This window comes from Microbacterium hydrocarbonoxydans, from assembly GCF_000956475.1.
Lineage (GTDB): Bacteria > Actinomycetota > Actinomycetes > Actinomycetales > Microbacteriaceae > Microbacterium > Microbacterium hydrocarbonoxydans_A.
The window spans coordinates 132,762-155,985 of record NZ_JYJB01000007.1; the positions used below are offsets into that span (position 1 = coordinate 132,762).

21 protein-coding genes are annotated in these 23,224 nt (G+C 68.5%); 10 read left to right on the forward strand and 11 right to left on the reverse strand.

Annotated elements, in window-relative coordinates:
* Positions 1-106 precede the first annotated feature (106 nt).
* Positions 107-1,798: a glycoside hydrolase family 13 protein gene (locus RS84_RS05545; protein WP_045256993.1), complete on the forward strand. Its 1,692-nt coding sequence runs from the start codon at positions 107-109 to the stop codon at positions 1,796-1,798.
* An 18-nt stretch (positions 1,799-1,816) separates the two neighbouring features.
* Here RS84_RS05545 and RS84_RS05550 read toward each other — a convergent pair whose 3' ends face one another.
* Both RS84_RS05550 and RS84_RS05555 read right to left on the reverse strand, forming a co-directional pair.
* Positions 1,817-2,500: a response regulator gene (locus RS84_RS05550; protein WP_045256776.1), complete on the reverse strand. Its 684-nt coding sequence runs from the start codon at positions 2,498-2,500 to the stop codon at positions 1,817-1,819.
* Complete coding sequence (locus RS84_RS05555) at positions 2,497-3,639, reverse strand: sensor histidine kinase (protein WP_045256777.1); 1,143 nt, start codon at positions 3,637-3,639, stop codon at positions 2,497-2,499. Before RS84_RS05555 ends, RS84_RS05550 begins: the two co-directional genes overlap by 4 nt.
* A gap of 162 nt (positions 3,640-3,801) precedes the next feature.
* Here RS84_RS05555 and RS84_RS05560 point away from each other — a divergent pair, with 162 nt between their 5' ends.
* Together RS84_RS05560 and RS84_RS05565 are read left to right on the forward strand one after the other, a co-directional pair.
* Positions 3,802-4,185: a hypothetical protein gene (locus tag RS84_RS05560; RefSeq protein ID WP_152641762.1), complete on the forward strand. Its 384-nt coding sequence runs from the start codon at positions 3,802-3,804 to the stop codon at positions 4,183-4,185.
* Entirely contained in the window at positions 4,182-5,708 is a 1,527-nt protein-coding gene (locus tag RS84_RS05565; RefSeq protein WP_045256779.1) for a multicopper oxidase family protein, read from the forward strand. Before RS84_RS05560 ends, RS84_RS05565 begins: the two co-directional genes overlap by 4 nt.
* Positions 5,709-5,721: 13 nt before the next feature.
* Here RS84_RS05565 and RS84_RS05570 read toward each other — a convergent pair whose 3' ends face one another.
* The 4 genes from RS84_RS05570 to purL all read right to left on the reverse strand — a co-directional run bounded on the left by RS84_RS05570 (position 5,722) and on the right by purL (position 11,235).
* Entirely contained in the window at positions 5,722-6,045 is a 324-nt protein-coding gene (locus RS84_RS05570; RefSeq protein ID WP_045256780.1) for a cupin domain-containing protein, read from the reverse strand.
* A 223-nt stretch (positions 6,046-6,268) separates the two neighbouring features.
* Entirely contained in the window at positions 6,269-8,500 is a 2,232-nt protein-coding gene (locus RS84_RS05575) for an esterase-like activity of phytase family protein (protein WP_045256781.1), read from the reverse strand.
* A gap of 270 nt (positions 8,501-8,770) precedes the next feature.
* Entirely contained in the window at positions 8,771-8,908 is a 138-nt protein-coding gene (locus RS84_RS19415) for a hypothetical protein (protein ID WP_192625681.1), read from the reverse strand.
* Positions 8,905-11,235, reverse strand: a complete 2,331-nt coding sequence (purL, locus tag RS84_RS05580) for a phosphoribosylformylglycinamidine synthase subunit PurL (RefSeq protein ID WP_045256994.1) — start codon at positions 11,233-11,235, stop codon at positions 8,905-8,907. The genes RS84_RS19415 and purL overlap by 4 nt, the downstream gene beginning before the upstream one ends.
* 324 nt (positions 11,236-11,559) lie before the next feature.
* Between purL and RS84_RS05585 the strand changes: the two genes are divergently transcribed.
* The 3 genes from RS84_RS05585 (at position 11,560) to RS84_RS05595 (ending at position 13,781) form a co-directional block, all read left to right on the forward strand.
* Positions 11,560-12,714, forward strand: coding sequence for an SLC13 family permease (locus RS84_RS05585; protein ID WP_045256782.1), 1,155 nt, complete (start codon positions 11,560-11,562; stop codon positions 12,712-12,714).
* A gap of 117 nt (positions 12,715-12,831) precedes the next feature.
* Positions 12,832-13,059 carry a hypothetical protein gene (locus RS84_RS05590; protein ID WP_045256783.1) on the forward strand — a complete coding sequence of 76 codons (228 nt, stop codon included), beginning with the start codon at positions 12,832-12,834 and terminating at the stop codon, positions 13,057-13,059.
* Positions 13,059-13,781 (forward strand): 3-keto-5-aminohexanoate cleavage protein, encoded by a 723-nt coding sequence (locus RS84_RS05595; protein ID WP_045256784.1) that lies wholly within the window; start codon positions 13,059-13,061, stop codon positions 13,779-13,781. Before RS84_RS05590 ends, RS84_RS05595 begins: the two co-directional genes overlap by 1 nt.
* A 22-nt stretch (positions 13,782-13,803) precedes the next feature.
* Here the strand turns inward: RS84_RS05595 and RS84_RS05600 are convergent, their stop codons facing one another.
* Entirely contained in the window at positions 13,804-14,613 is an 810-nt protein-coding gene (locus RS84_RS05600; RefSeq protein WP_045256785.1) for a class I SAM-dependent methyltransferase, read from the reverse strand.
* 275 nt (positions 14,614-14,888) lie between these two features.
* Here RS84_RS05600 and RS84_RS05605 point away from each other — a divergent pair, with 275 nt between their 5' ends.
* The 3 genes from RS84_RS05605 (at position 14,889) to RS84_RS05615 (ending at position 18,497) form a co-directional block, all read left to right on the forward strand.
* Positions 14,889-16,970, forward strand: coding sequence for a carbohydrate binding domain-containing protein (locus tag RS84_RS05605; protein ID WP_160298161.1), 2,082 nt, complete (start codon positions 14,889-14,891; stop codon positions 16,968-16,970).
* Between the two features lie 114 nt (positions 16,971-17,084).
* Positions 17,085-18,023, forward strand: coding sequence for a hypothetical protein (locus RS84_RS05610; protein WP_052676234.1), 939 nt, complete (start codon positions 17,085-17,087; stop codon positions 18,021-18,023).
* A gap of 60 nt (positions 18,024-18,083) precedes the next feature.
* Entirely contained in the window at positions 18,084-18,497 is a 414-nt protein-coding gene (locus RS84_RS05615; protein ID WP_152641763.1) for a YrdB family protein, read from the forward strand.
* 33 nt (positions 18,498-18,530) lie between these two features.
* Here RS84_RS05615 and RS84_RS18890 read toward each other — a convergent pair whose 3' ends face one another.
* Positions 18,531-19,349 carry a G5 domain-containing protein gene (locus RS84_RS18890; RefSeq protein ID WP_082062076.1) on the reverse strand — a complete coding sequence of 273 codons (819 nt, stop codon included), beginning with the start codon at positions 19,347-19,349 and terminating at the stop codon, positions 18,531-18,533.
* Between the two features lie 117 nt (positions 19,350-19,466).
* Positions 19,467-20,462, reverse strand: coding sequence for an SDR family NAD(P)-dependent oxidoreductase (locus RS84_RS05625; RefSeq protein WP_045256787.1), 996 nt, complete (start codon positions 20,460-20,462; stop codon positions 19,467-19,469).
* 118 nt (positions 20,463-20,580) lie between these two features.
* On the opposite strand from RS84_RS05625, the gene RS84_RS05630 reads away from it, so the two are divergent.
* Entirely contained in the window at positions 20,581-21,087 is a 507-nt protein-coding gene (locus tag RS84_RS05630) for a TetR/AcrR family transcriptional regulator (RefSeq protein WP_052676254.1), read from the forward strand.
* 48 nt (positions 21,088-21,135) lie between these two features.
* Here RS84_RS05630 and RS84_RS05635 read toward each other — a convergent pair whose 3' ends face one another.
* Together RS84_RS05635 and RS84_RS05640 are read right to left on the reverse strand one after the other, a co-directional pair.
* On the reverse strand, positions 21,136-22,851 hold the full coding sequence (locus tag RS84_RS05635; protein WP_235281393.1) for a DUF2075 domain-containing protein: 1,716 nt from the start codon (positions 22,849-22,851) through the stop codon (positions 21,136-21,138).
* On the reverse strand, positions 22,848-23,168 hold the full coding sequence (locus RS84_RS05640; RefSeq protein WP_045256789.1) for a nucleotide pyrophosphohydrolase: 321 nt from the start codon (positions 23,166-23,168) through the stop codon (positions 22,848-22,850). The genes RS84_RS05635 and RS84_RS05640 overlap by 4 nt, the downstream gene beginning before the upstream one ends.
* Positions 23,169-23,224 lie beyond the last annotated feature (56 nt).

Consider the following 23,224-nt stretch of genomic DNA (forward strand, 5'->3'; position numbering starts at 1 on the left):
CCGACGTCCGGCCCGGGAGAAGTCAAGGCGGGTCGGAGTCCGCGCCGACTGGCGTAGCGTGGAAGGCCCGCATCCGCAGAATCCCGAACGAGGAGGCGTTGTGAGCATCGATTCGACAGCCCAGCAGGCCCTGACCCCGAAGCGACAGGACGCCGCCGCCACGTGGTGGCGCCAGGCGGCGGTGTATCAGATCTACCCGCGGAGCTTCGCCGATCTGAACGGCGACGGCATCGGCGACCTGAAGGGGATCACGTCGCGGGTCGGGTACCTCGAGGCGCTCGGCATCGACGCGGTCTGGCTGAGCCCGTTCTACCCCTCTGCGCTCGCCGACGGCGGCTACGACGTCGACGACTACCGCGACGTCGATCCGCGCATCGGCACGCTCGCCGATTTCGACGAGATGACCGCAGCCCTGCACGGGGTGGGTATCAAGGTGATCGTCGACATCGTCCCGAACCACTCGTCGAATCGGCACCGGTTCTTCAAGGCCGCGCTCGACGCGCCGAAGGGTTCTTCCGAGCGCGACCGGTACATCTTCCGCGACGGCCTCGGGGCGAACGGCGAGCTGCCACCCGCCGACTGGCAGTCGGTGTTCGGCGGATCCGCGTGGGAACCCGTGGGCGACGGCCAGTGGTATCTGCACACCTTCGCGAAGGAGCAGCCAGACTTCAACTGGGACAACGGCGATGTGCGCGAGGAGTTCCTCACCACGCTGCGCTTCTGGTCGGACCGCGGTGTCGACGGATTCCGCGTCGACGTCGCGCATCTGCTCATGAAGGAGCTGCCCGACGTCCTGCCGACCGTCGCCGAGCTCGCCCGGATCGACGAGGCGTCCGGTCGCCATCCACTGCGCGACCGCGATGAAGTGCACGAGATCTACGCCGAGTGGCGAAAGGTCTTCGACGAGTACGACCCGCCGCGCATCGCCGTCGCCGAGGCCTGGGTGACGACGCCGGAGCGCCGCGCGAAGTACGCTTCGCCGCTGGGTCTCGGCCAGGCGTTCAACTTCGACCTGCTGACGGCCGACTTCGATGCGGCGCAGTTCCGCCGCATCGTCTCCGACAACCTGCTGCAGGCCACCGTCACCGGGTCGTCGTCGACCTGGGTGCTCTCGAATCACGACGTCACCCGTCACGCCACCCGCTACGGGCTCGCGCCCTTGCACGGGCGCAATGTGAAGCAGGGCACCGAGTGGATCATCGCCGGAGCGCCTGAGGATCAGATCGACCGCGAGCAGGGGCTTCGTTGCGCTCGTGCCGCGACCCTGTTCCTGCTGGGGCTGCCCGGCAGCGCCTATCTCTACCAGGGCGAGGAGCTCGGACTGCACGAGGTCGCCTACATCCCCGACGGGCGGCGGCAGGATCCCGCGTACATCCGCTCGCGCGACGCGGGCGCATGGAGCTACGACGGTCTCGGGAGGGACGGATGCCGCGTGCCGCTGCCCTGGTCGACCGACACCTCGTCGTACGGATTCGGACCGGGCGGCGCGCACCTTCCGCAGCCGGAGTGGTTCGCCGATGTCGCGGTGTCGGTGCAGGAGGGCGAGCCGGACTCGACCCTGAACCTGTACCGTCGCGCGTTCGCTCTTCGACACGAGCTGCAGACGGCCGAATCGCTGGAATGGCTCGATTTCGACTCTCCCGAGGTGCTGCACTTCCGGCGGAGCAACGGCTGGGAGGTCGTCACGAACTTCGGCGAGACGTCGGTGCGGATGCCGGCGGGCGAGGTCGTGCTGTCGAGCCGTGAGCTGATCGGTGAGGAGCTGCTGGGGCAGGCGACGGTCTGGCTCAGGCGCTGAGAGCGGCTGCTATTCCGGTCACCGTTCCGGCTCGACGAGGCCGGTCTCGTACGCGAGAACGACGAGGGCGACGCGATCGCGTCGGTCGAGTTTGCCGAGCAGACGGCTCACGTACGTGCGGGAAGTGGCGGGGCTGAGGAACAGCTCGGTGGCGATCTCGTCGTTGGTGAGGCCCCGGCCCACGAGAGTGAGCACCTCGCGCTCGCGTTCGCTCAGCCCGGCGAGCGGCGTCTGATCGGGGAGGCGCCCTGCGCCGGAGGCGACGGCGCGCATCACCGATGCGGTGACGGTGGGCGAGAGCAGTGAGTCGCCCGCCGCGACGGTGCGGATCGCGGTACGCAGGTCGTCGGGCGAGACGTCTTTCAGCAGGTACCCGGACGCTCCGGCGCGGATCGCGTCGTACACATGGTCGTCCTCGTCGAACGTCGTCAGTATCAGCACGCGGATGCCGTCGAGCGCAGCATCCGCGACGATCTGTCGCGTCGCCTCGAGTCCATCCATCACCGGCATCCGGATGTCCATCAGCACGACATCGGGCCGGAGTTCGCGCACGCGCGACAGACCGCTGCGCCCGTCGGCGGCCTCGCCGACCACGACGATGTCTCCGGAGCGCTCGGCGAGGGGCCGCAACCCGGCGCGCACGAGCTCCTGGTCGTCCACGACCACGATGCGGATCGGGTCGCTGATGTCGCTGTCGGTCATGCTGCTCCGTTCGGGATCCGCGCCGTGACGACGAAGCCACTCGGGCTCGGCTGCGCCTCGAGCGTGCCGCCGAGAAGCTCTGCTCGCTCCTTCATTCCGCGGATGCCGGCTCCGGGGGTGCCGGCTCCGGGGGTGCCGTGTACACCTGATGCCTGCCCGTCATCGGCGACCCGGATCGTCAGCGCTCCGTCCTCGTCGCGGATCGTGAGCGACACGCTCGTGGCGCGGGCATGCCGCAGCACGTTCGTGACCGATTCCTGCACGATGCGGAAGGCCGCGGCATCCGCTGATCGCGTCAACGCATCCGGCGCGATCCGAAGATCGACGTCGACCTGCAGGCCGGCCGCCCGTGCGGCATCGGCGACGACATCGAGCGAGGCGAGACCCAACACCGGTGCGGGGTCGGGCTCGCGATCGTCGCGCAGGACCTTGACGGTGCGTCGGAGCTCACGGAGGGCGTCAGCGGTCGCCGCGCGGACCTGGTCGATCGCCGCCCGAGTCTCGTCTTCATCGATCGCTTCGCTCGCGACTCCCGCGTGCAGCGCGGCGACCGAGAGCGTGTGCCCGATGGTGTCGTGCAGATCACGGGCCATGCGCAGGCGCTCCGCTTGCATCCGCCCCTCCGCCGCGAGTGCCGCTTCGGATGCGGTGAGCGCGGCGATCTGCGCGGTGCGTTCACGCGCTTCGCGGGCGAGGCGGACAGCCGCGCCCAAAGCGATCGCGGCTGCAGCGAGTGCGACCTCTGTGACGAAGGTGTAGCCGTTGAGCGTCGAGTCCGGCTCCGAGCCGTCGAGGCGAAAGTAGGTGGCGACGCCGAGCAACACGGCGGCGGCGCCGATGGCCCACAGCGTGCGCCGCTGTTCGGCGGCGGAGAACAGTGCACCCACGGCAGGAAGGACCATGCCGATCGGTGGAAGATCGAGCGTGTAGTACGCGAAGATCGCGAGCACTGTGACGATCAGCAGGAGGCGGGGCAGTCGGCGGCGGCCGATCAGCAGCACGCCCAGCCCGACCGCGAACGCGTAGCCGCCGATGGCTCCTCGCGATGCCGGATCTGCCGCGACGACCACGGCGAGCACCAGCGCCATGGCGATGGCCAGCACCAGATCGGTGAGTCGGGGATCCACCTCGCTGCGCATGCCTCCAGAGTATGCGTGCGCCCGGCGAGCCGCGATCGCATCGTGGCGACCGCGATGTCGCCCCGGGGCGACGTGGACGGTGTCGCTTCGTCGTTCCAGGGATGCTGCGGTAGACGCCGCCGTGCGGATGTGTGCGCCGCCGACCGCGGCGAGGCTGAGGGCATGACTGAGATCATCCCTCCCACCACCCGCCCCGGCCTGCCCTGGCCGCTCATCGTCGGGCTCTCCGCCCTTGCGCTGCTCTGGCCGCTCGCCGAACTGATCGGCATCGGTCAGGGCGCCCCGCGCGCCCTGACGATCATCGCGATCATCGCCGTCACGTGGATCTGCGTGGTCGGTCTCGGCGGAGTGCCGCGCCCCGTGCCGGTGCTCGCCCTCACCGGGCTGGGGCACGGAATCATCTCGATGATCGCCGCCGCGATCTTCGGGGGCTTCGATCAGCCGGTGTGGACCATCTTCATCGCCCTGGGCATCGACGCGTTCTGGGGGGCGGTCGCAGGGCTCATGGCGCTGGGTATCCAGAAGATCTGGGGGAGTCGGGCATGAGAACCTGCTCCGACGGCCTGCTGCGGTGCTTGGCGGGCATCGCGGGTGTCGCGGCCGTCGTGTCTCTGCTCACCGCGTGCGACACGATCTCGACGACCGCGGTGATCCCGCGCGATTTCGTGAACGAGCTCGCCATCCCGCCCGAGGCGCCCTCTTCGCTGGAAGACGGCGTGCGCACGTTCCGGCTCACAGCCGAGGCGGGTCGGACAGCCTTCGCCGGCGTGGAACCCGCTACCGCGACCTGGGGCTTCAGCGGCTCGTTCCTCGGACCGACCCTGCGGGCGCAGCGGGGCGAGCGGGTCGCGTTCGAGATCGAGAACGACCTCCCCGAAGCGACCAGCGTGCACTGGCACGGGATGCATCTGCCGGCCGCGATGGATGGCGGCCCGCACCAGATGATCGCCCCGGGCGATGTCTGGCGCCCGACCTGGATCATCGATCAGCCAGCCGCGACGCTCTGGTACCACCCGCATCCGCACGGGGCCACCGAGCAGCACGTGTACCGAGGACTCGCCGGCTTGTTCATCCTCGACGACGACGCGAGCCTGAGCGCCGCCCTCCCGCAGGACTATGGCGTGGATGACCTGCCCCTCATCGTGCAGGACAAGCAGTTCGATGACGACGGCCGACTCGTGCTGCGCGACGACGGGTCGGAACCGGGGTCGTTGGGCGACACGATCATGGTGAACGGGACGGTCGGCGCGTATCAGGAGGTCACGACGGAGAGGGTGCGCCTGCGGCTGCTGAACGGCTCGACCGCACGCACCTACACGTTCGAGATCCCCGATCGGCAGATGACGCTGATCGCCACCGACGGAGGCTTTCTCGACGCGCCCCTGCCGATGGAGCAGGTAAGGCTCGCGCCCGGGGAGAGAGCCGAAGTCGTCGTCGCGTTCGCGCCGGGCGAGACCGTACGGCTGAGGTCGGCGAAGACGCAACTCGGCGGCATCCTGCTGCCCGGGACCAGCGGCGGCAACGATGCCTTCGACGTGCTGGAGTTCCGTGCGGCATCGTCGCTGACGCCGTCGCCGGAGCCGTCGTGGCCTCGCGCAGCGGATGCCGTCGCAGACGAGATGCACGAGGACGAAGCGAGCACGAACCGCTCCTTCGTGCTCGAGGAACGGGAGATCAACGGCGAGAGGATGGACATGTCGCGCATCGACGAGGTCGTGCACGTCGGCGACACAGAGGTGTGGACGGTGCGCAGCTCGCAGCCGATTCCGCATAGCTTCCACATCCACGACGTGCAGTTCCGGGTGCTCACGATCGACGGGAGCGCGCCGCCCGCCAAGCTGGCCGGCCCGAAGGACACGATCTACCTCGAGCCGAACCGCGAGTACCGCCTCCTGGTGCGTTTCGAGGACTACGCGGATCCCGAGATGCCCTACATGTACCACTGCCACATGCTGCTGCACGAGGACGAGGGCATGATGGGGCAGTTCGTCGTGATCGAGCCGGGTCAGGAGGATCAGGTGAAGGCGCCCGACACTGTCATGCCGTCAGGGCACGCCGACCACCACTGAGGCGTCGCGGCGGCTATTCGAGCCATTCCGTGATGAAGCGCTCGTTCGCGTGCACGTGGGTGGCTTCGTAGGTGCCAGCGTCGAGCACCTCGAAGCGATGTGCGACCAGCGCGGGGGCGACGACGATCTGGCCGCCGACGCCCACGATCTGCTCCTCGCCGACGGTGAATAGCGCCCGTCCGCTGCGGATGATGAACGTCTCGACGTACGGATGCCGGTGCAGGCGAGCGCCGCGCCCGGGGGTCGTGATGTACTCGCGCATGATGCTCACAGGTGAGTCGAACAGGAATCCCTCGATGTCTTCGTCGCGGGCGACGTCGATGGGCTGGATGGTCATGATTCCTCCGTTCCCGACCGAGGCTACGCCTCTCGTCGGTAGAGGTGAACCCTCGCACCCCTCCGGAGTTCGGCTTGCGGCGTTTCGTCTCGCTTCGCTCGCTCAACGACCCGGGGATGGTGAGTGCCCGGGGTGGTGGAGCCTTCCCGGGTCGTTGAGCGAGGAGCGCCAGCGACGAGCGCCGTACTGAACGAGCGAAGCGAGTCGAAGTGACGAAACGCGGTCAGCCGACGGTGGCGGCGATGTCGGGCTGGTCGCTGAAGATGCCGTCCATGCCCGCGTCGAGGAACACCCGGATCTCGCCGTCCAGGTCACCGGGCGCGATCGGATCGGCCGACGAGCGGAACTCGACCGGCAGGTACTGGTTCTCCAGGCGGAACGTCCAGCCGTGCACGTCGAGGCCTGCGGCGTGAGCATCCGCGATCACCGGCGACGGCGACGAGAGCCGCCCCTCCGGCGTGCGGGGGATCAGCACCGACTTCTCGGCGCCGATGCCGTCGGCGTACGACGCGACCTCGGCGAGCCCGGCGGGCTTCACGAGGTCGGCATAGGTGCGCGCGTCACCGGCGAGCGTGAAGTCGTAGGGGCGGCCCGACGAGTTGATCAGCTGTGCGAGGTGCACGTCGGTGAGGCCGTTCAGCTCCTTCAGGTTCGCGACCTCGAAGCTCTGCACGATCACCGGAGCGTCGGCGGAATCGACGCCGTTCGCCTGCAGGGCGGCGACCAGCGGCTCTTCGAGCGAGAGCCCGATCGAGTCGAAGTACGACGGATGCTTCGTCTCGGGGTAGACGCCGATCTGCCGGCCGTCGCAGCTCACGGAGTGCCGCGCGAGGTCGATGACCTCGTCGAGCGTGGGGATCATGTACAACCCGTCGAAGGCGGTGTTCGCGGGACGCGTCTGCGGCAGACGCTCCTTGGCGCGCAGCGTGCGCAGCTCGGCGAAGGTGAAGTCCTCGGTGAACCAGCCGGTGGTCTTCACCCCATCGATCGTCTTTGTCGTCTTGCGGCTCGCGAACTCGGGGTGAGCGGCGACGTCGGTCGTGCCGCTGATCTCGTTCTCGTGGCGGGTGACCAGCACGCCGTCCTTCGTCGAGACCACGTCGGGCTCGATGTAGTCGGCGCACTGCACGATCGCCTGCTCGTACGAGGCGAGGGTGTGCTCCGGGCGGTAGCCGCTGGCGCCGCGGTGCCCGATCACGGTGACCTGCTCGGGCTCGACTTTGGTGCGGTCGAGGTCGATGATCGCGAACTCGGTGTCGTCGGGGGTGCCGGTGACGCGCGCGTCGTTGCCCGGGTAGTTGTTGTCGTTCGCGATCAGCAGGTCGCCGTTCCCCAGCTGCACGATGGTCTCGAGCGACTGCACGGGCAGTGACCACACCTCACCGGTGCCGTAGCCGTTGCCGGAGCTCAGGCCATCCGGGTTCGCGATGCGCAGGGCGTCGAAGACCAGGCTCTTCTCGACGAAGCCCTCGGCATCCGTCTTCTTCAGGTCGATCTCGTAGATGCGCTTGGTGACCGCCTGGTCGCCCTCGAAGTCGTCGCGCTCGACGACGAGGAGCCTGTCGTTCTTGACCGTGAAGGCGTCGCCGATCACGTTCGGCTCCTGGTCGGTCTGGTAGCTCCAGGTGCGACCGGTGTACGCGCCGCGCTTGGTGTCGAACTCGAGGATCTCGCGGTGGCGCAGGTCGGTGTCGTCGGCGTAGGAGCCCTCGACGATCGGGTAGAGATAGCGACCGTTGACGGATGCGGCCAGCGCCTCGAATCCGCGGCTCGCTCGCACGCGCGGCGTCTCACCCGGCTGCAGGTACGGGTTCTGCGGCGACTTCGCGCCGTCGAGGGAGAAGGGCTTGCCGAGCAGCGTGCCCTCGGCGTCGAAGTGCAGCAGGAAGGGGCCGAACTCGTCGCCCACCCAGAACGTGCCGTCCTTCGCGCGCACGAGCGACTCGATGTCGAAGTCGGCGCCGGTCAGCAGGCGGTCGGCGGTGCCGTCGTTCACGATCGGGAAGTCGAGGACGTGGTTGCGGTCGTTGTACGAGATGAAGCGCTCGACGGAGACCGCGCCGGAACCGCCCTGCGCCGTCTGCCAGTCGGGGCGCACGAGATAGCTGCGCAGCAGGAAGTCGGCGGAGTTGCCCTTCGCGCCGAAGCCGTTGTCGGGCTGCGCCCAGAACGTGCCGTCGCCGTTCTCGACCACGGCGGAGAACCCGGGGATGACCTGGCCGTCCCACGGACCCTGGCGGCCGTTGCCTGCCGAAGCCTGGGCGCCGGACGGCGGCCCGTCGGCGAGGAAGTCGGCCGACAGCTCGGCCCAGGCGACGAGCGTCGGCTCGAACGCGTGGTTCGGAGAGGTGGGGGTGGTCTGGTTGCCGGCCGCCTGCGCGGGGGCGGCGAGCAGCAGGGTTGCGGCGGTCGCGGTGACGACGGCGGCGGCGATGGCGCGATGGACTCTTCTCATGCCCGCGAGTCAACCGGCGGCCGTCGGCATCGCCGTGACTTGACCGTGGCCGCACGGTGACGACGTGGTGAACGGATGCTGGACGCTGAGGTCGTGCTCGGAGACGGGCGTTTCGTCTCGCTTCGCTCGCTCAACGACCGCCGCCGCGGGTGCCTCGCTCGCTCAACGACCGCGGCGGGTGCTTCGCTCGCTCGACGACCGCGGATTCCTGCGGGTCGTTGAGCGAGGAGCGCCAGCGACGAGACGAAACGCGGTGAGTCCGCCGAGGCCTCAGCCGAACAGCAGCGTGAGCACGGTCGCGCCGCCGCCGCCGAGGATCAGCGCGATGATGACCGTCCACGCGACGACGCGGATGCGTCGGTTGCGGCGGACGTCGAGGTCGCCGTAGTCCTCCGCGTCGCCGCTCATGCGCTGACGGGCTCCGCGACGGTCGGCCCGAAGGCCGCGGGCAGAGTGGCCTGCGAGCGCTCGCGGATCTCGGCGATCGGGACGGTGAAGACGTCCTGCACCTCGAGCTTCGCGCCCTCGGAGTCGGTCACGCCGATGCGCGCGACGGGGTAGTTCCGGCCCTCGCAGAGTCCGCGGAACTTCACGTCGTCCTCGCGCGGCACGGTCACGATGACGCGGCCGGTCGACTCCGAGAACAGCGCGGATGCGGCATCCACTCCATCGCGCTCGATGATCTCGTTCAGCCACACGCGGGCGCCGACGCCGAAGCGCGAGACGCCCTCGGCGAGGGCCTGCGCGAGGCCGCCCTCGGACACGTCGTGCGCCGAGGAGATGAGCCACTCGTCGCGCGCAGCGGCGAGCAGACCCGCCAGGCGCTTCTCGCCGGCGAGGTCGACCTTCGGCGGGCGTCCGCCGAGGTGCTGGTGCACGGTCTCGGCCCAGGCCGAACCCGACAGCTCGGTCGACGTGGTGCCGAGCAGGTAGATGTTCTGGCCCTCGTCCTGCCAGCCGGAGGGGATGCGGCGCGAGACGTCGTCGATGATGCCGAGCACGCCGACCAGCGGGGTCGGGTGGATCGGCACGTCGCCGGTCTGGTTGTAGAACGAGACGTTGCCGCCCGTGACCGGGGTGCCCAGCTCGTAGCATCCGTCGGCGAGGCCGTCGACCGTCTGGCCGAACTGCCACATGACCTCGGGGTTCTCGGGCGAGCCGAAGTTCAGGCAGTCGGTGATCGCGGTCGGGACGGCGCCGGTGACGGCGACGTTGCGGTACGCCTCGGCGAGCGCCAGCTGAGCGCCGGCGTACGGGTCGAGCTGGCAGTACCGGCCGTTGGCGTCGGTCGAGATCGCGAAGCCGAGGCCCGACTCCTCGTCGACGCGGATCATCCCGGCGTCGTCGGGGAACGCGAGCGCGGTGTTGCCGAGCACGTAGTAGTCGTACTGGTTGGTGATCCAGCGGGTGTCGGCGAGGTTCGGCGAGGCGACCAGGTTCAGGAACTGCTCCTTGAGCACCTCGGGGTCGTTCGAACGGGGCAGGTTCTCGGCGGCATCCGCCTGCAGCGCGTCGATCCACGTCGGGTACGCGACCGGGCGGTCGTAGACCGGGCCGTCGACCGCGACGGTCGACGGGTCGACGTCGACGATGCGCTCACCCTGCCAGTCGATGATGAGGCGGCCGTCGCCGGTGACCTCGCCGAGCACGGAGGTCTCGACCTCCCACTTGTTCACGACCTCGAGGAACGCATCGAGCTTCTCGGGAGCGACGATCGCCATCATGCGCTCCTGCGACTCCGACATGAGGATCTCCTCAGCCGTGAGCGACGGGTCACGCAGCAGCACGTTGTCGAGCGAGACCTTCATGCCGCTGTTGCCGTTGGCGGCGAGCTCGCTCGTCGCGCAGGAGATGCCGGCGGCGCCCAGGTCCTGGATCGCCTCGACCAGCTCTTCGCGGTAGAGCTCGAGGCAGCACTCGATGAGCACCTTCTCGGCGAAGGGGTCGCCGACCTGCACCGCGGGGCGCTTGGTGGGTCCGCCGTCGGCGAAGGTGTCGGATGCGAGGATGCTGGCGCCGCCGATGCCGTCGCCTCCGGTGCGGGCGCCGAACAGGACGACCTTGTTGCCGACGCCGGTCGCGTTGGCGAGCTTGAGGTCTTCGTGGCGCAGCACGCCGACCGCGAGGGCGTTGACGAGCGGGTTGGCCTGGTAGACGGAGTCGAAGACCGTCTCGCCGCCGATGTTCGGCAGACCCAGGCAGTTGCCGTAGAAGCTGATGCCGCTCGTGACGCCGTGCACGACCCGAGCGGTGTCGGGGTGGTCGATCGCGCCGAAGCGGAGGGCGTCCATAACCGCGACCGGGCGCGCGCCCATCGAGATGATGTCGCGGACGATGCCGCCGACGCCGGTCGCCGCACCCTGGAACGGCTCGATGAACGAGGGGTGGTTGTGCGACTCGGCCTTGAAGGTCACGGCCCAGCCCTCGCCGACGTCGATGACGCCCGCGTTCTGGCCCATGCCGACCATCAGGCGTTCCTTCATCTCGTCGGAGACCTTCTGGCCGAAGCGGCGCAGGTAGTTCTTCGACGACTTGTAAGAGCAGTGCTCGCTCCACATGACGGAGTACATCGCCAGCTCGCCGGAGGTGGGGCGACGGCCGAGGATCTCGCGGATCTTCGCGTACTCGTCGTCCTTCAGGCCCAGCGCCGCGTAGGGCTGTTCCTTCTCGGGGGTCGCCTCTGAGTTGGCGACGGAGTCGGGGACGTGCTGAGCGGGGGTGTTCGGGGTGGTCACGCGCACTCCAAGATCGGGGCCAGGCGGGGCGGTTCCAGTCTACCGGCGGATGCTGCGGGCTCCGGCCGTGCGTCTCGGGCGCGCGGGCGGCCTCGCCGCCGCCCCTACCCTCGGTCTCGCACACCGCCGAGGGCTCTCGTGCCCCCAGCTGCGTATCGCCGAGACCCCCACTTATCGCCGAGACCCCCGCTTATAACTGGGGGTCTCGACAACAGGTGGGGGTCTCGACAACAGGTGGGGGTCTCGGCGAGGAGTCGGGAGAGGGGGAATACACTCGCACAGTCGCCGAGCCCGCCCGGCTCGGCCCCTCGTGAGGGAGATCGGATGCGCACTGCGATCGTCGGAGCCGCGCTGCTCGTGGCCGGTGCGGTGGCTGCGGCCATCGGCATCCTTCCGCCATCCGCTGTCTTCGAGCTGTGGGATCGCGTCTGGCCGATCCTGCTGTTCGTGCTGGCGATCACGGTCGTCACCGAACTCGCCGCGGCTGCCGGGCTGTTCACCGTCATCGCGCAGCGCACTGCACGGTGGGGGCGCGGTCGGGCCTGGGCACTGTGGCTGCTCGTGGCGCTCTTCGCCACGCTCAGCACGATCTTCCTGTCGCTCGACACCACGGCCGTGCTGCTCACTCCCGTGGTCGTCGTCCTCGCGCGGCATTCGGGGCTCGACCCGCTCCCGTTCGCGCTGACGACCGTGTGGCTCGCGAACACCGGGTCGCTCCTGCTGCCCGTCTCGAATCTCACCAATCTGCTCGCCCAGCACGCGATGGGCGATCCCAGCCCGCTCTCGTTCGCCGCGCGCATGGCGGCGCCCGCCGTCGTCGCGATCGTCGTTCCGCTGGCGGTGATCTTCGTGCTGTACCGACGCAGTCTGCTTGGCCGGTACGGCACGGGCTCGGAAGTCGATGTCGACGATCCCGTGCTGTTCCGCTGGAGCGCGGTCGTCGTCGGGGCGCTGGTGCCGCTGCTCGTCTCCGGACTCCCGGTGTGGATGCCGGCGGTCGGGGCCGCTATCGTGCTGGGCGCCGTGTTCATGGTCAGGCGGCGGGGAGTGCTGCGCCTCGGTCTGCTGCCGTGGCAGCTGATCGTGCTGGCCTCGGGGCTGTTCCTGTTCATCGAGGCGCTGCATGCGGTCGGGCTCGGAACCGTGCTCGCCGCGGTGTCCGGTGAGGGCGAGTCTCCGCTCGCCCTGCTGCGCCTGGCGCTCACCGGCATGGCAGGGGCCAACGCGATCGACAACCTCCCCGCGTATCTGGCGCTCGAGCCCTCGGCCGGGAGCCCGCTGCGGCTGGCCGCACTTCTGATCGGCGTCAACGCGGGGCCGCTCATCACTCCGTGGGCATCTCTCGCCACGCTGCTGTGGCATCAGCGGCTCACGTCGATGGGGGTCGAGATCCGCTGGCGCCGGTACGTGGTACTGGGAGCGATCGTCGCGCCGCTGACGGTGGTGCTGTCGACTCTCGCACTCGCTCTCGTGGCATAGAGAGCGCCACACTGCGGCGCCGACCCAACGCACACGGGGCGATCGCGACGGAGCCTGTCAAGGGCGTTCCCGATGTCGGTGGTCCGACGTAGGAATGACATGACGGAAGGAACATACATGGCTGCAGGAGACATCGAGACGTATCGCCGCAACGGCATCTGGTTCAACCGCATCGAGGGCGAATCGACGACGTTGGGAATGAGCTTCGAGAGCCGCGAAGACGCCGTCAAGGTGGGGCGCAGCGCCGCCGCCGCCCGGCAGGTCGATCACTCCGTGTCGGCCGACGAAGGGCCGTCGGCCGACACGAGCATGTACGAACGGCATCCGCGTGAACTGATTGCGTGATGCTGCTCCAGGCATGCATCAACGGCGCGAGAGATGCGAGGCGGCACCCCGCGCTCAGCGCGGACGAGGCTCTGTCTGCTGAGCACGCCGCCCGCGCGGTCGCCGTCGGGGCCCAGGAGATCCACGTCCACCCCAAGGATGCCGCGGGACGCGACAGTCTGGCGGGCGACGATGTCGCCCGGTGGGTGCTCGCCGCCCGGTCGGCGTGTCCTGGCGTGCCCGTCGGGGTGACGACGGGAGCCTGGGCCGAGCCAGATCCCGATCGTCGCGCTGCGGCGATCGCCGCGTGGACCGTGCTTCCGGATCTCGCCTCCGTGAACTGGCACGAGGCAGGCGCCGATGACATCGCGGCGATGCTGCGGAGTCGTGGTGTCGGTGTCGAGGCGGGCATCTGGGACGGTGCGGGGCTCCACGCATGGCAGCGCTCCCCGGTGCGCGGCGACTGCCGCCGCGTGCTGGTCGAACTGCCCGACGAGGCCGCGGCGACCGTGAGCCGCCACGCCGAGGGTCTGATCGCCCACGTCAAACGCGAAGAGCCGGCGCTGCCGATTCTTCTGCACGGGGAGGAGCGCTCCGCCTGGCCCGCCTTCGATCTCGCCGTCGAGCGCGGGCTCGACGCGCGCATCGGTCTCGAAGACGTGCTGAAGCTGCCCGACGGACGTCCGGCGCCCGACAACGCCTCGCTGGTGCGGGCGGCGGTGGCTCGAATGCGGGGGCGCTGAAACACTCCGAGCGACGTCGAGGCTATCGCGACGCAGCGATCACATGCGCCTGGATGCGCCCGCGAACCTCGTTGTCGCCGTGAAGTGACGCGATCCGCTCTGCCACCCGCTCTGTGGCCCGCTGCAGCGCGGCGGGATCCCTCGTTTCGATCTCCGACCGCACCGGAGTGCCCTGGCAGTACGCGGTCGCCGCGATCAGAGCCGAGGGCGCGACGCTCTGCGCGGTGACCGTGTCGATCGCGATGCGGGTGAACCCGGCATCCCTCAGGTCCTGCTCGATGCGCGCGACGTCGTGATAGCCATGCGGGACGCGGGCCATGAACGTCGGCGGATCGTCGGGGAACATCTCGTCGAGCTCCTCGCCGACCTCGCGCGCGAAGTCGTTCTTGTCGAGTGCGTCCCACACGCTGAACAGGAACGTCCCGCCGGGGGCGAGCACGCGCAGCGCCTCACGGTATGCGCGGACCCGGTCGGGGAAGAACATCGCGCCGAATTGGCAGAGCACGACGTCGAAGCTCGCGTCGTCGAAGGGCAGCTCGAGGGCGTCGGCGGCCCGCCATGTCACGTTCGCATCGGGAAGAGCGGATGCCGCGAAGTCGAGCATCGGCTGGCTGAGGTCCGTGGCGACGTAGTTCGCGTTGGGGGCGAGCTCGGGCACGACGAAGCGGGCCACGACGCCCGTGCCGGCTGCGGTCTCGAGCACGCGCCGAGGCGCGAGCGGTGCGACGCGGCTCGCGAGATCGGCCGCATAGGGCTCGAAGATGAGCGGCACCATGTAGCGGTCGTAGTTCTCGGGGATCGATCCGGAGAACACGTGGGCAGGCTCGGGCATGTCGCACCTCTTGAGCCGAGGGTACGCCTGCGTGGCGGCCGGCGGAAGAGGCGTCTCACAGACACCGAATATGCAAACGCTTACGCAGTGCTCGCACACCCATATCGCTCAAATTCAGCGAAATCAGCATGCGACAGCATCCACTCTCGAAACCAATCTGTAAACGCTTGCATTAACACGCGTGCGGGCGCTACCGTCATCGGGACGCACGTCGACGTGCGCCCGATCGTGCGGCGAGGATGCTGCGCGGGCGGCCCCGACAGAAGGAGATCTCGTTGCTCTCGAACGTTCTGCACCGCACCCGATCGCGTGAGCGATCACGCTCGAAGGGGCGCATCGCCCTGACTCTCGCCGCGCTGCTGGCGATCCCCGCAATCGCCGCGGCCGCACCGGCGGCGCCAGCCGAGGCCGCCGCTCCCGGTCCGAAGGACACCATCGCCGTGCTGTTCTCGTACACCTGGGATGCGATCGCCCGCGAGTGCACAGACACGCTGGGGCCAGCCGGATACGGCTACGTGCAGACCTCGCCGCCGCAGGAGCACGTCAAGGGCCCGCAGTGGTGGACGTACTACCAGCCCGTCTCGTACAAGCTCGACTCGCGGCTGGGCACCGAGGCCGAGTTCCAGAACATGGTGAACACCTGCAAGCAGGCGGGCGTCGGCGTGATCGTGGATGCCGTCATCAACCACATGTCGGGCCAGTCCGCCGGAGGCACCGGCTGGGCCGGCACGCAGTACCAGCACTACGACTACCCCGGCACATACTCGAGCCAGGACTTCCACTCCTGCCGCCGCGACATCGCGAACTACCAGGACCGGTGGGAGGTGCAGGAGTGCAACCTCGTGAACCTCGCCGACCTGAACACCGGCTCGACCTACGTGCAGAACACGATCGCCGGCTACCTCAACAAGCTCGTCGACATGGGCGTCGCCGGCTTCCGCATCGACGCCGTGAAGCACATCGCCGCCACCGACATGCAGGCGATCTGGAGCAAGGTCAAGAACCACGACTCGCTCTACGTCGTGCAGGAGGTCATCCGCGCCAACGAGCCGATCCAGCCGGAGGAGTACACCTCGGTCGGCGACATCCACGAGTTCGCATACGGACGCAAGCTCAAGGAGGCGTTCGGCGGCGGCACCATCAACTGGCTCATCGAGGGCAACGGCATCGGCCCGACGTGGAGCGGATTCCTGCCCAACTCGAACGCCGCCGTGTTCGTCGACAACCACGACACCGAGCGCAACCACGAGACGCTCTCCTACGCCGACGGCACCAATTACGACCTCGCGCAGATCTTCACGCTGGCCTGGAACTACGGATCGCCCTCGATCCACTCCGGGTACTCGTTCAGCGACAACAACGCAGGCCCCATCACGGATGCCGCAGGCAACGTCATCGACCCGGTCAAGGGCCAGGGCAACTGGACCTTCAAACACGCGCAGAACGACATCATGAACATGGTCGGGTTCCGCAACGCGACCTACGGCACCGCGATCACGAACAAGTGGACCAACGGCTCGAACGCGATCGCCTTCGGACGGGGCAGCGCGGGCTACGTCGCGATCAATCGGAGCGGCTCGCCCATCACCCGCACGTTCACCACGAGCCTGCCTGATGGCACGTACTACAACGTGATCGACGCCGTGCGCACGGGGTCGACGTGGTCGGGCCCGACCGTCACGGTCTCGGGCGGACAGTTCACGGCGACGGTCGGCGCGAACCACGCGCTCGCGCTGCACGTCGGTGCGAAGGCGACCGGCGGCGGCACCCCCGTCGGCGACGACCTGACGGTCTACTACTCGACCTCGAAGAACTGGTCGGCGTACAACGTGCACTATAAGGCGGGCACCGGGGCGTGGACCACCGCGCCCGGCGTCGCGATGGCCGCGGCGTGCACCGGCTGGGTGTCGAAGACGATCGACTCGAACGGAGCATCCGTCACGGCCGCGTTCAACAACGGATCTGGCACCTGGGACAACAACGGGGGCAAGGACTACTCCTTCAGCGGAGCCACCGCCGCGGTGAACAACGGGGTCGTGACGACGACGAACCCGTGCGCCGCGCCGCCGACCGACGACCTGACCGTGTACTACTCGACCTCGAAGGGCTGGGGCGCGTACAACGTGCATTACAAGGTCGGCACCGGGGCGTGGACCACTGCGCCCGGCGTCGCGATGGCCGCGGCGTGCACCGGGTGGGTGTCGAAGACCATCGATTCGAACGGGGCATCGGTGACGGCCGCGTTCAACAACGGATCCGGCACGTGGGACAACAACGGCGGTCAGGACTACGCGTTCACCGGCAACACCGCCGCAGTGAACAACGGGGTGGTGACGACGGTCAACCCCTGCGGCTGAGGGTGAGAAGCAGAGGGCGGCGGCGTCCGGTGGAGCGGATGCCGTCGCCCTCTGCTCGCTCCTGCGCAGGGTGTCGGATGCCGGGAGCGATCGCGGTGTGAGAGCCTGGCGCGCATGACCGTCATGACCGCGTCGGCTCGTTCGCGCATGCCCTCGTTCGCGATCGGCATCGCCGGCGGCTTTCTGGGACTGCTGCCGTGGCTGCTGACCGGCTTGCGGCTGCCGTTGCAGAATCTGTGGGCCACGGCCACGATGCCCGATGACATGCCGCTCGCGCTGCTGCCGGTGAACCAGTACTACGCGATGCAGATCTTCGCGCTTCTGCTGCTGGGCGGAGTCTTCTCCGGGCTCGCAGTGCATCTGGTGGGGCGTCGGCGCGCGCTCTCCGCGTGGCCGGGAGCGCTCGGGGTGCTCGTCGTGCACGTGATCGCCATCGCGCAGAGCTTCGCCGTCGTGGGTGCGGGGCTGCGTGACGGGAGCGAGTCGACGATCTACCTGCTCGGGCTGCTGGGAGGGGCGATCGCGTCGGCGCTGTGCGCTCAGCTCGGATTCTGGATGACCTCACGTCGCTCAGAGGGCGTCGCCGCATTCGCCGTCGCGCTGGCCGCCGTGCCGTTCGCCACCTGGATCTCGAGCCTGGTCGTCGCGTTCACGGGGGAGGCCTTCCCGCCGCCCTTCCTGTCCGAGCTCGTGCGATGGCTGCCCGCCGGCGTCGTGGGTGCGGCGCTGATCTGGTGCGGCATCCGTCCGGCGTGGAGGCTCATCGTGTGGATGGTGTCGCTGCTCGCACTGTGGGTCACGCCGGCGCTGTTCACGGCGATCTTGTACTCGCTGGGCAGCCGGGTGATGCTCGGCGACTTCCGCGAGATGCTCGCCGCTTCTGCGCAACTGTTCCCGATGGTTCTCGCGGAGGTGTGGATGCCGGTGATCGCCGCCGCGGTGATCGGCGTCGTGGGCACAGTGGTGCGGATGCTGGTGCAGAGGTCGCACGGTGGGGACCAAGCGAGGTCGATGGTGCCGGGCGACGCCGATCGGGTCGGCGTCTCGGATTGAGCCGGCATCCCGCGGCGTCGCGTCCGCCATTGTTTTCGGTCCGTCCGCCATCATGGAACCGTGCCGCAGCGAGAGCCCTCTGAAACCGCCAGGATGGAGGCGGAGTGGGGGCGCTACTCCTCGCCCGTCCGCGAGCTGGTCATGCTCAATGCGGTCGCCGCGTTCGTGCTCGAGCTCGCGATGCTCGTGTTCGTCGCCTGGTGGGCTCTGCTGCTCGATGTTCCGTGGTGGGCGCGCGTCCTGATCGCGATTGCGCTCGTCGGCGGCCTCGTCGTGCTGTGGGGGACGTTCGCGTCTCCGCGGGCTCGCGTCGCGCTGCCGACCCCCGGCGTCGTCGCGGTCAAGGCTGTCGCCTTCGGAGCCGGGGCGCTCGCGCTGTGGGGAGTGGGCGGACCGGTCGCGGCCGCGGTGTTCGCTGTCGTGGCGGCGGTGAGCGTGGCGGTGACGACGATCGTGAGGATGCCGGCGGCGTAACGCTCGAACGGCCGTAGCCAGGGGTCCTGTCGTCTACTTGTCGCAGGCGATCCCGTCGCCGTCTCGATCGAGGTCGTAGACATCTGAGCCGACGATCTGCACGGGGCCGCGCACGTACGCCGGGCCGTCCCCGCTGCCGCCTTCGCAGTCGACGTCGCTGGAGATCGGGACGCAGGCGCCTGTGTAGTTGGGGTCACAGCCGCCGGAGCCCTGCTGGACGAGCGGCACCGGAGCAGGCGGGGCGGCGGGCTGGGGAACCCGACTGCCCACCGCGGTGACTTCAGTCACCGGGGATGTCTGGACGACCTCGCTCACGACCTCCCGGTGACTCTCCACTCCGTCGACGAGCGTGAGCTTGTACGTGATGACCTTGAGCCCCGCGACTCCCGCCGTGACGATCGCCGTCGTGCCTTGGTCTCGGGCGGGGTCGTCGACCGTCGTCTGCTCGTAGGGGATCGCCACCTCTTCGGTCGCTGTGTCGAAAGTGGTGGGCTTCACCGAGGGTCGCGGCGTCACGGCATCGGCGGACCCTCCGACGAGGGTGTGCGGAGTGGGCGCGGTCACGTCGTCCGATCGCGTCGAGCTGGCACTGGCGACTCCTCCGCCAGTGGCGAGGAGCGCGGCGAGGCCGAGGGCTACGAATCCCGAGGCGCGGGTGCGAAGCCCCACCGCGGGCAACGGGCGGGCGATCAACACGAACAGGCCGATGCCGATGACTGCGACGAGGGCCAGGACGATCGCCACGGGCGACCAGCGCGCGAGCAGGGTTCCGAGGATGACGGGTGCGATGAGAACGGCTGCGATGAGCCAGCCTGATCCACGTTTCTTCGGTGCGGAACGTCGGTTCACCATGGCGATGCCTCTCACTCAGACTCTCGCCACCATATATCCATATATCGGACTCATCCTAGGATTCTTTCATCACGGTCGCCCGCCGGCCTCGCCGTCAGGCGAGGCCGGCGGACGTGCTTACTGCACTGACCATCCCCCGTCGGATGCCAGCACGGCGCCGTTGATGTTCACGGCGTCGTCGCTCAGGAGGAACGTGATCGATGCGGCGAGGTGCTCGGCGGTCGCGACGGTGGGAATCGCCTGCTGGAACGGGGCGAGGCGTCCAGAGCCGTACTCCGACATGTTCGGAGGCATCGGGATGCCGGTGGCGACGCCGCCCGGGGCGACAGAGTTCACGCGGATGCCCTTCGGGCCGTACATGAACGCCGCGGACTTCGTGATGCCGATGATGCCGTGCTTGCTGGCCGTGTAGGCGTTGCCCGAGGCGTTGCCGCGCAGGCCGGCCTCGCTCGACACGTTGAGGATCGAGCCCGAGCCTGCCGCCTCCATGATCGGGAGAACCGCGCGCATGAGCTTGAACGGGGCGGTGAGGTTGATCGCGATGACGCGGTCCCAGACAGCATCCGTCGTCTCGCCGGCCGGTGAGAAGTCGTCGTTGATGCCGGCGACGTTGGCGAGGGCGTCGATGCGGTCGCCCGCGGCGGCGATGACGGCATCGATCGCGCTCTGCTGGGTGAGGTCGCCGGCCACCGTGACGATGTCGGGCAGCTCGGCCTTCAGCGCGTCGAGCCTCTCAGCGGAGATGTCGGCGGCGATGACGCGTCCGCCTTCGCGGGCGATGCGGGATGCCGTGGCCTTGCCGATTCCGGATGCCGCTCCCGTGACGATCACGGTCTTGCCGGAGAAGCGGCCAGAGGTGGGCTTCTCGGTCCAGCCCTCGGTGCCGGTGTCTTCAGGGATCTCGCCGCCGTTCGCCGCGCGGACCAGATGGTCGACGACCGACTGCGGCAGGGCGCCCTGGCTCATCGCGACGAGCTGCTGCAGGGGAAGGCCCAGCACCGGGGTGAGGAGCTCGGGGTCGGCTCCGGTCTTCTCGAAGAGGCCGCGGACGAGCGGTCCGCCGACTTCGTCGTTCAGCCATTCGCCGATCGTGGAGTGTGCGGTGAGGGCCATTTCGGTCTCCTTCTGTTTCGCAACGGTGCGTCTAGTTATTTCTGATCGTACTCCTGAGTAGCCTGTGAACGTGCCCAGACCTCGAAGTGAATCTGCCCGGCAGGCCGTGTTGGAGGCGATGCGGGCTGCCTTGTCCTCATCGGGGTATGAGGCCGTGACGATCGAGGGGCTCGCGGAGGCGGCCGGGGTGTCGAAGCAGACCATCTACCGGTGGTGGCCGTCGAAGGCGGCGATCCTGGGGGAGGCGCTGTTGGAAGGCGCTCTTCCGCTCGTCGACCTGCCGATGACGGACGATCTGGCCGCGGATTTGAAGGCGATGTTCGCGGTACAGGGGCAGGATGCGGAGACGATCGCGCTCGCCCGCGCCCTCATCGCGGTGACGGCGACCGATCCGGAACTCGGCGCGCGGCTGAACGAGCGGCTGGCGGCGCCGATCCGCGAGTGGACGACGGAGCGTATGGCGCGGGGCGTTGCTTCGGGGGAGGTGCGGGCGGATGTGGATGCCGCGGTGGTGGCGGATCAGCTGATCGCGCTGGGGTCGTATGGGGCGCTGCTCGGGGTGCCGTTGGGGCAGGAAAGAGCGGATGCTCTCAGCGATCTCGTCCTGCGGGGGATCTCTCGCTGAGGCAGTCCGCTCGTTGAGCGAGCGCAGCGAGACGAAACGCGACGCGATTCACTCGTTTCGCAACAGCTTCCGCATCCACTCCCGCAGCCCCGGATCGCACACGTACACATACGTTCCGAGCATCCCGCGTGTGAGCAGGACCCCGTAGATGTTGCGGATGAAGGTGAGGAGCTCGGCATCCGAGAACGCGCCCTTCAGGTGGCCGGTGTTCTCCTTGCCCTTCTTGTCGCGGTAGTTCTCGCGGTCGGCGATGATGGCACCGGATACCGGGTCGACGCGGAGGTCGGGACCGACGATCACGCCGGCGTAGTTGAGGTCGTACCCCTGCACCGTGTGGATGGAGCCGACCTCGTCGAGGGAACCGCGCGAATTGATCCAGTCCTTCTGCGCCTTGTTCCACTGCATCCGCTCGCCGTCGAGCTCGATGTCGAAGGCTTCCGGGTGCTTGCGCGAGACCCAGTCCCACGCATAGCCGGCGACGAGTCGCGACAGGCCGATCTCGGCATCCTTCTGCCGGATCGCTGCCCGCATCTCTCCAAGGTCGTCGAAGAGGCGCAGGTCGTAGTCGCCGAGATCGGGGAGCTCGGCGGGCTCGCCGCGAAGCAGCGCCCGGATGAACTCCACGTAGTCGGCGCCGGCCTTCACGCGCATCTGAGTAGTGAGCGGGTAGTGCCGATGCTCGTTCTTCGCGGCATCGATCGCGGCCTTGAGGACGGCCGGCGAGAGGTCGTGCGGACGCACGCTCTGCTCGCCGTCGACGAGCAGAAGGCGGTGCCGGGAGCGGGCGTTGATCCAGTCGAGCTGCGTGTGGGCGGGGTCATCTGCGCCGAACAGCTGCTGGTTGATCGTGATGAACTTGCCGTTCTGCACGCCGGACGCCTGGTTCGCGCGCTGCCCGAGCCGGTGAGTCTCGTCGACGAGAACGAGGTCGAACACCTCCTTCGACTCGCCCACCTGGAACGGCGACAGCACCATCGACGGCTCCAGCCGTGGCGTCTTGCGGAAGACCTTCTTGACCGACTCGCGCAGCGATTGCTGGGGGATGACGAGCGCCATGCGCAGGTCTTTCAGCAGCTCGCGGTTCTCGGGAACGAAGAACTCCGCGAACATCGAGTCGGGCTCGATCTCGTCGTGCTCCCCGTGTGCACGGATGTCGGCGAGCAGCTTCATGAGATAGATCGCGATGATCGTCTTGCCGGTGCCGGGGTGGCCCTGCACGACGAGCGTGGACCGCTTCGAGTCGTCGCGCAGGTCGGTGAGCAGGCCCTCGACGATGTCTTCAACCGCGATGGCCTGGTCTTCGGTGAGTGCCTTGAACGGCGACAGCTTGAAGAGGTCGGTGTTCTCGATCTGCGGGATGCTGCGCGTGAAGAGCCCCGCCGACCGCAGCTCCTCGAAGATGTCGCGGAACGACTCGCGATAGACATCGCGGTCGTAGTACTGCGCGTTGGTGAGTCCGTCGTTGCCGTTCAGGATCTCGTACTGCCCGTCCCCGTGGAACCAGCGGATCAGATGCGCCTCGAGATCCAGACAGACCGACTTGTTGTATGTGTCGTCGACGACCACGCGGATGCTGTCGAGCGCCCGCTTCTGCGGATTCCTGAGGTGCTGACGGATGCGCTTCTGCGCGCTGGTGGTCTCGCCGACGTACACCTTCTTCGGGCGCCGGTTCCCATCGATCACGTAAACGACGGGCCAGTTCGCGAGGTGCTCGTCGGCACGGTCGACGGCCTTCTCCTGAAAGCGGAAGTGGCGGATGCTCACTGCTCGGCCCGTTTGTGGATGCTGCCCTGGTTCAGCTCGATCGGATACTTCTGCTCCGTCTTCGCCAGCTTGCTCATGACGATCTCGTCGAGGTCGACGCCGAGCTGGTTTGCGAGATGGATGCAGTAGGTGACGACGTCGGCGAGTTCATCTCTGACGTCCTGCGGGTCGGCGTCGGGTCCCCACTGATAGCACTCGAGGAGTTCGGACGCCTCGATCGCGATGCTCTTCGCCAGGTTCTCCGGGGTGTGGAACTGGTCCCAGTCGCGGGCGGCGACGAAGGCGCGGAGTGCGGCGATGGTCTGCTCGGTGGGCATGGGAGGGACGCTAGCAGGTCGCTTGACCTTCATCACTGTTCCATTGATGGTGTCTG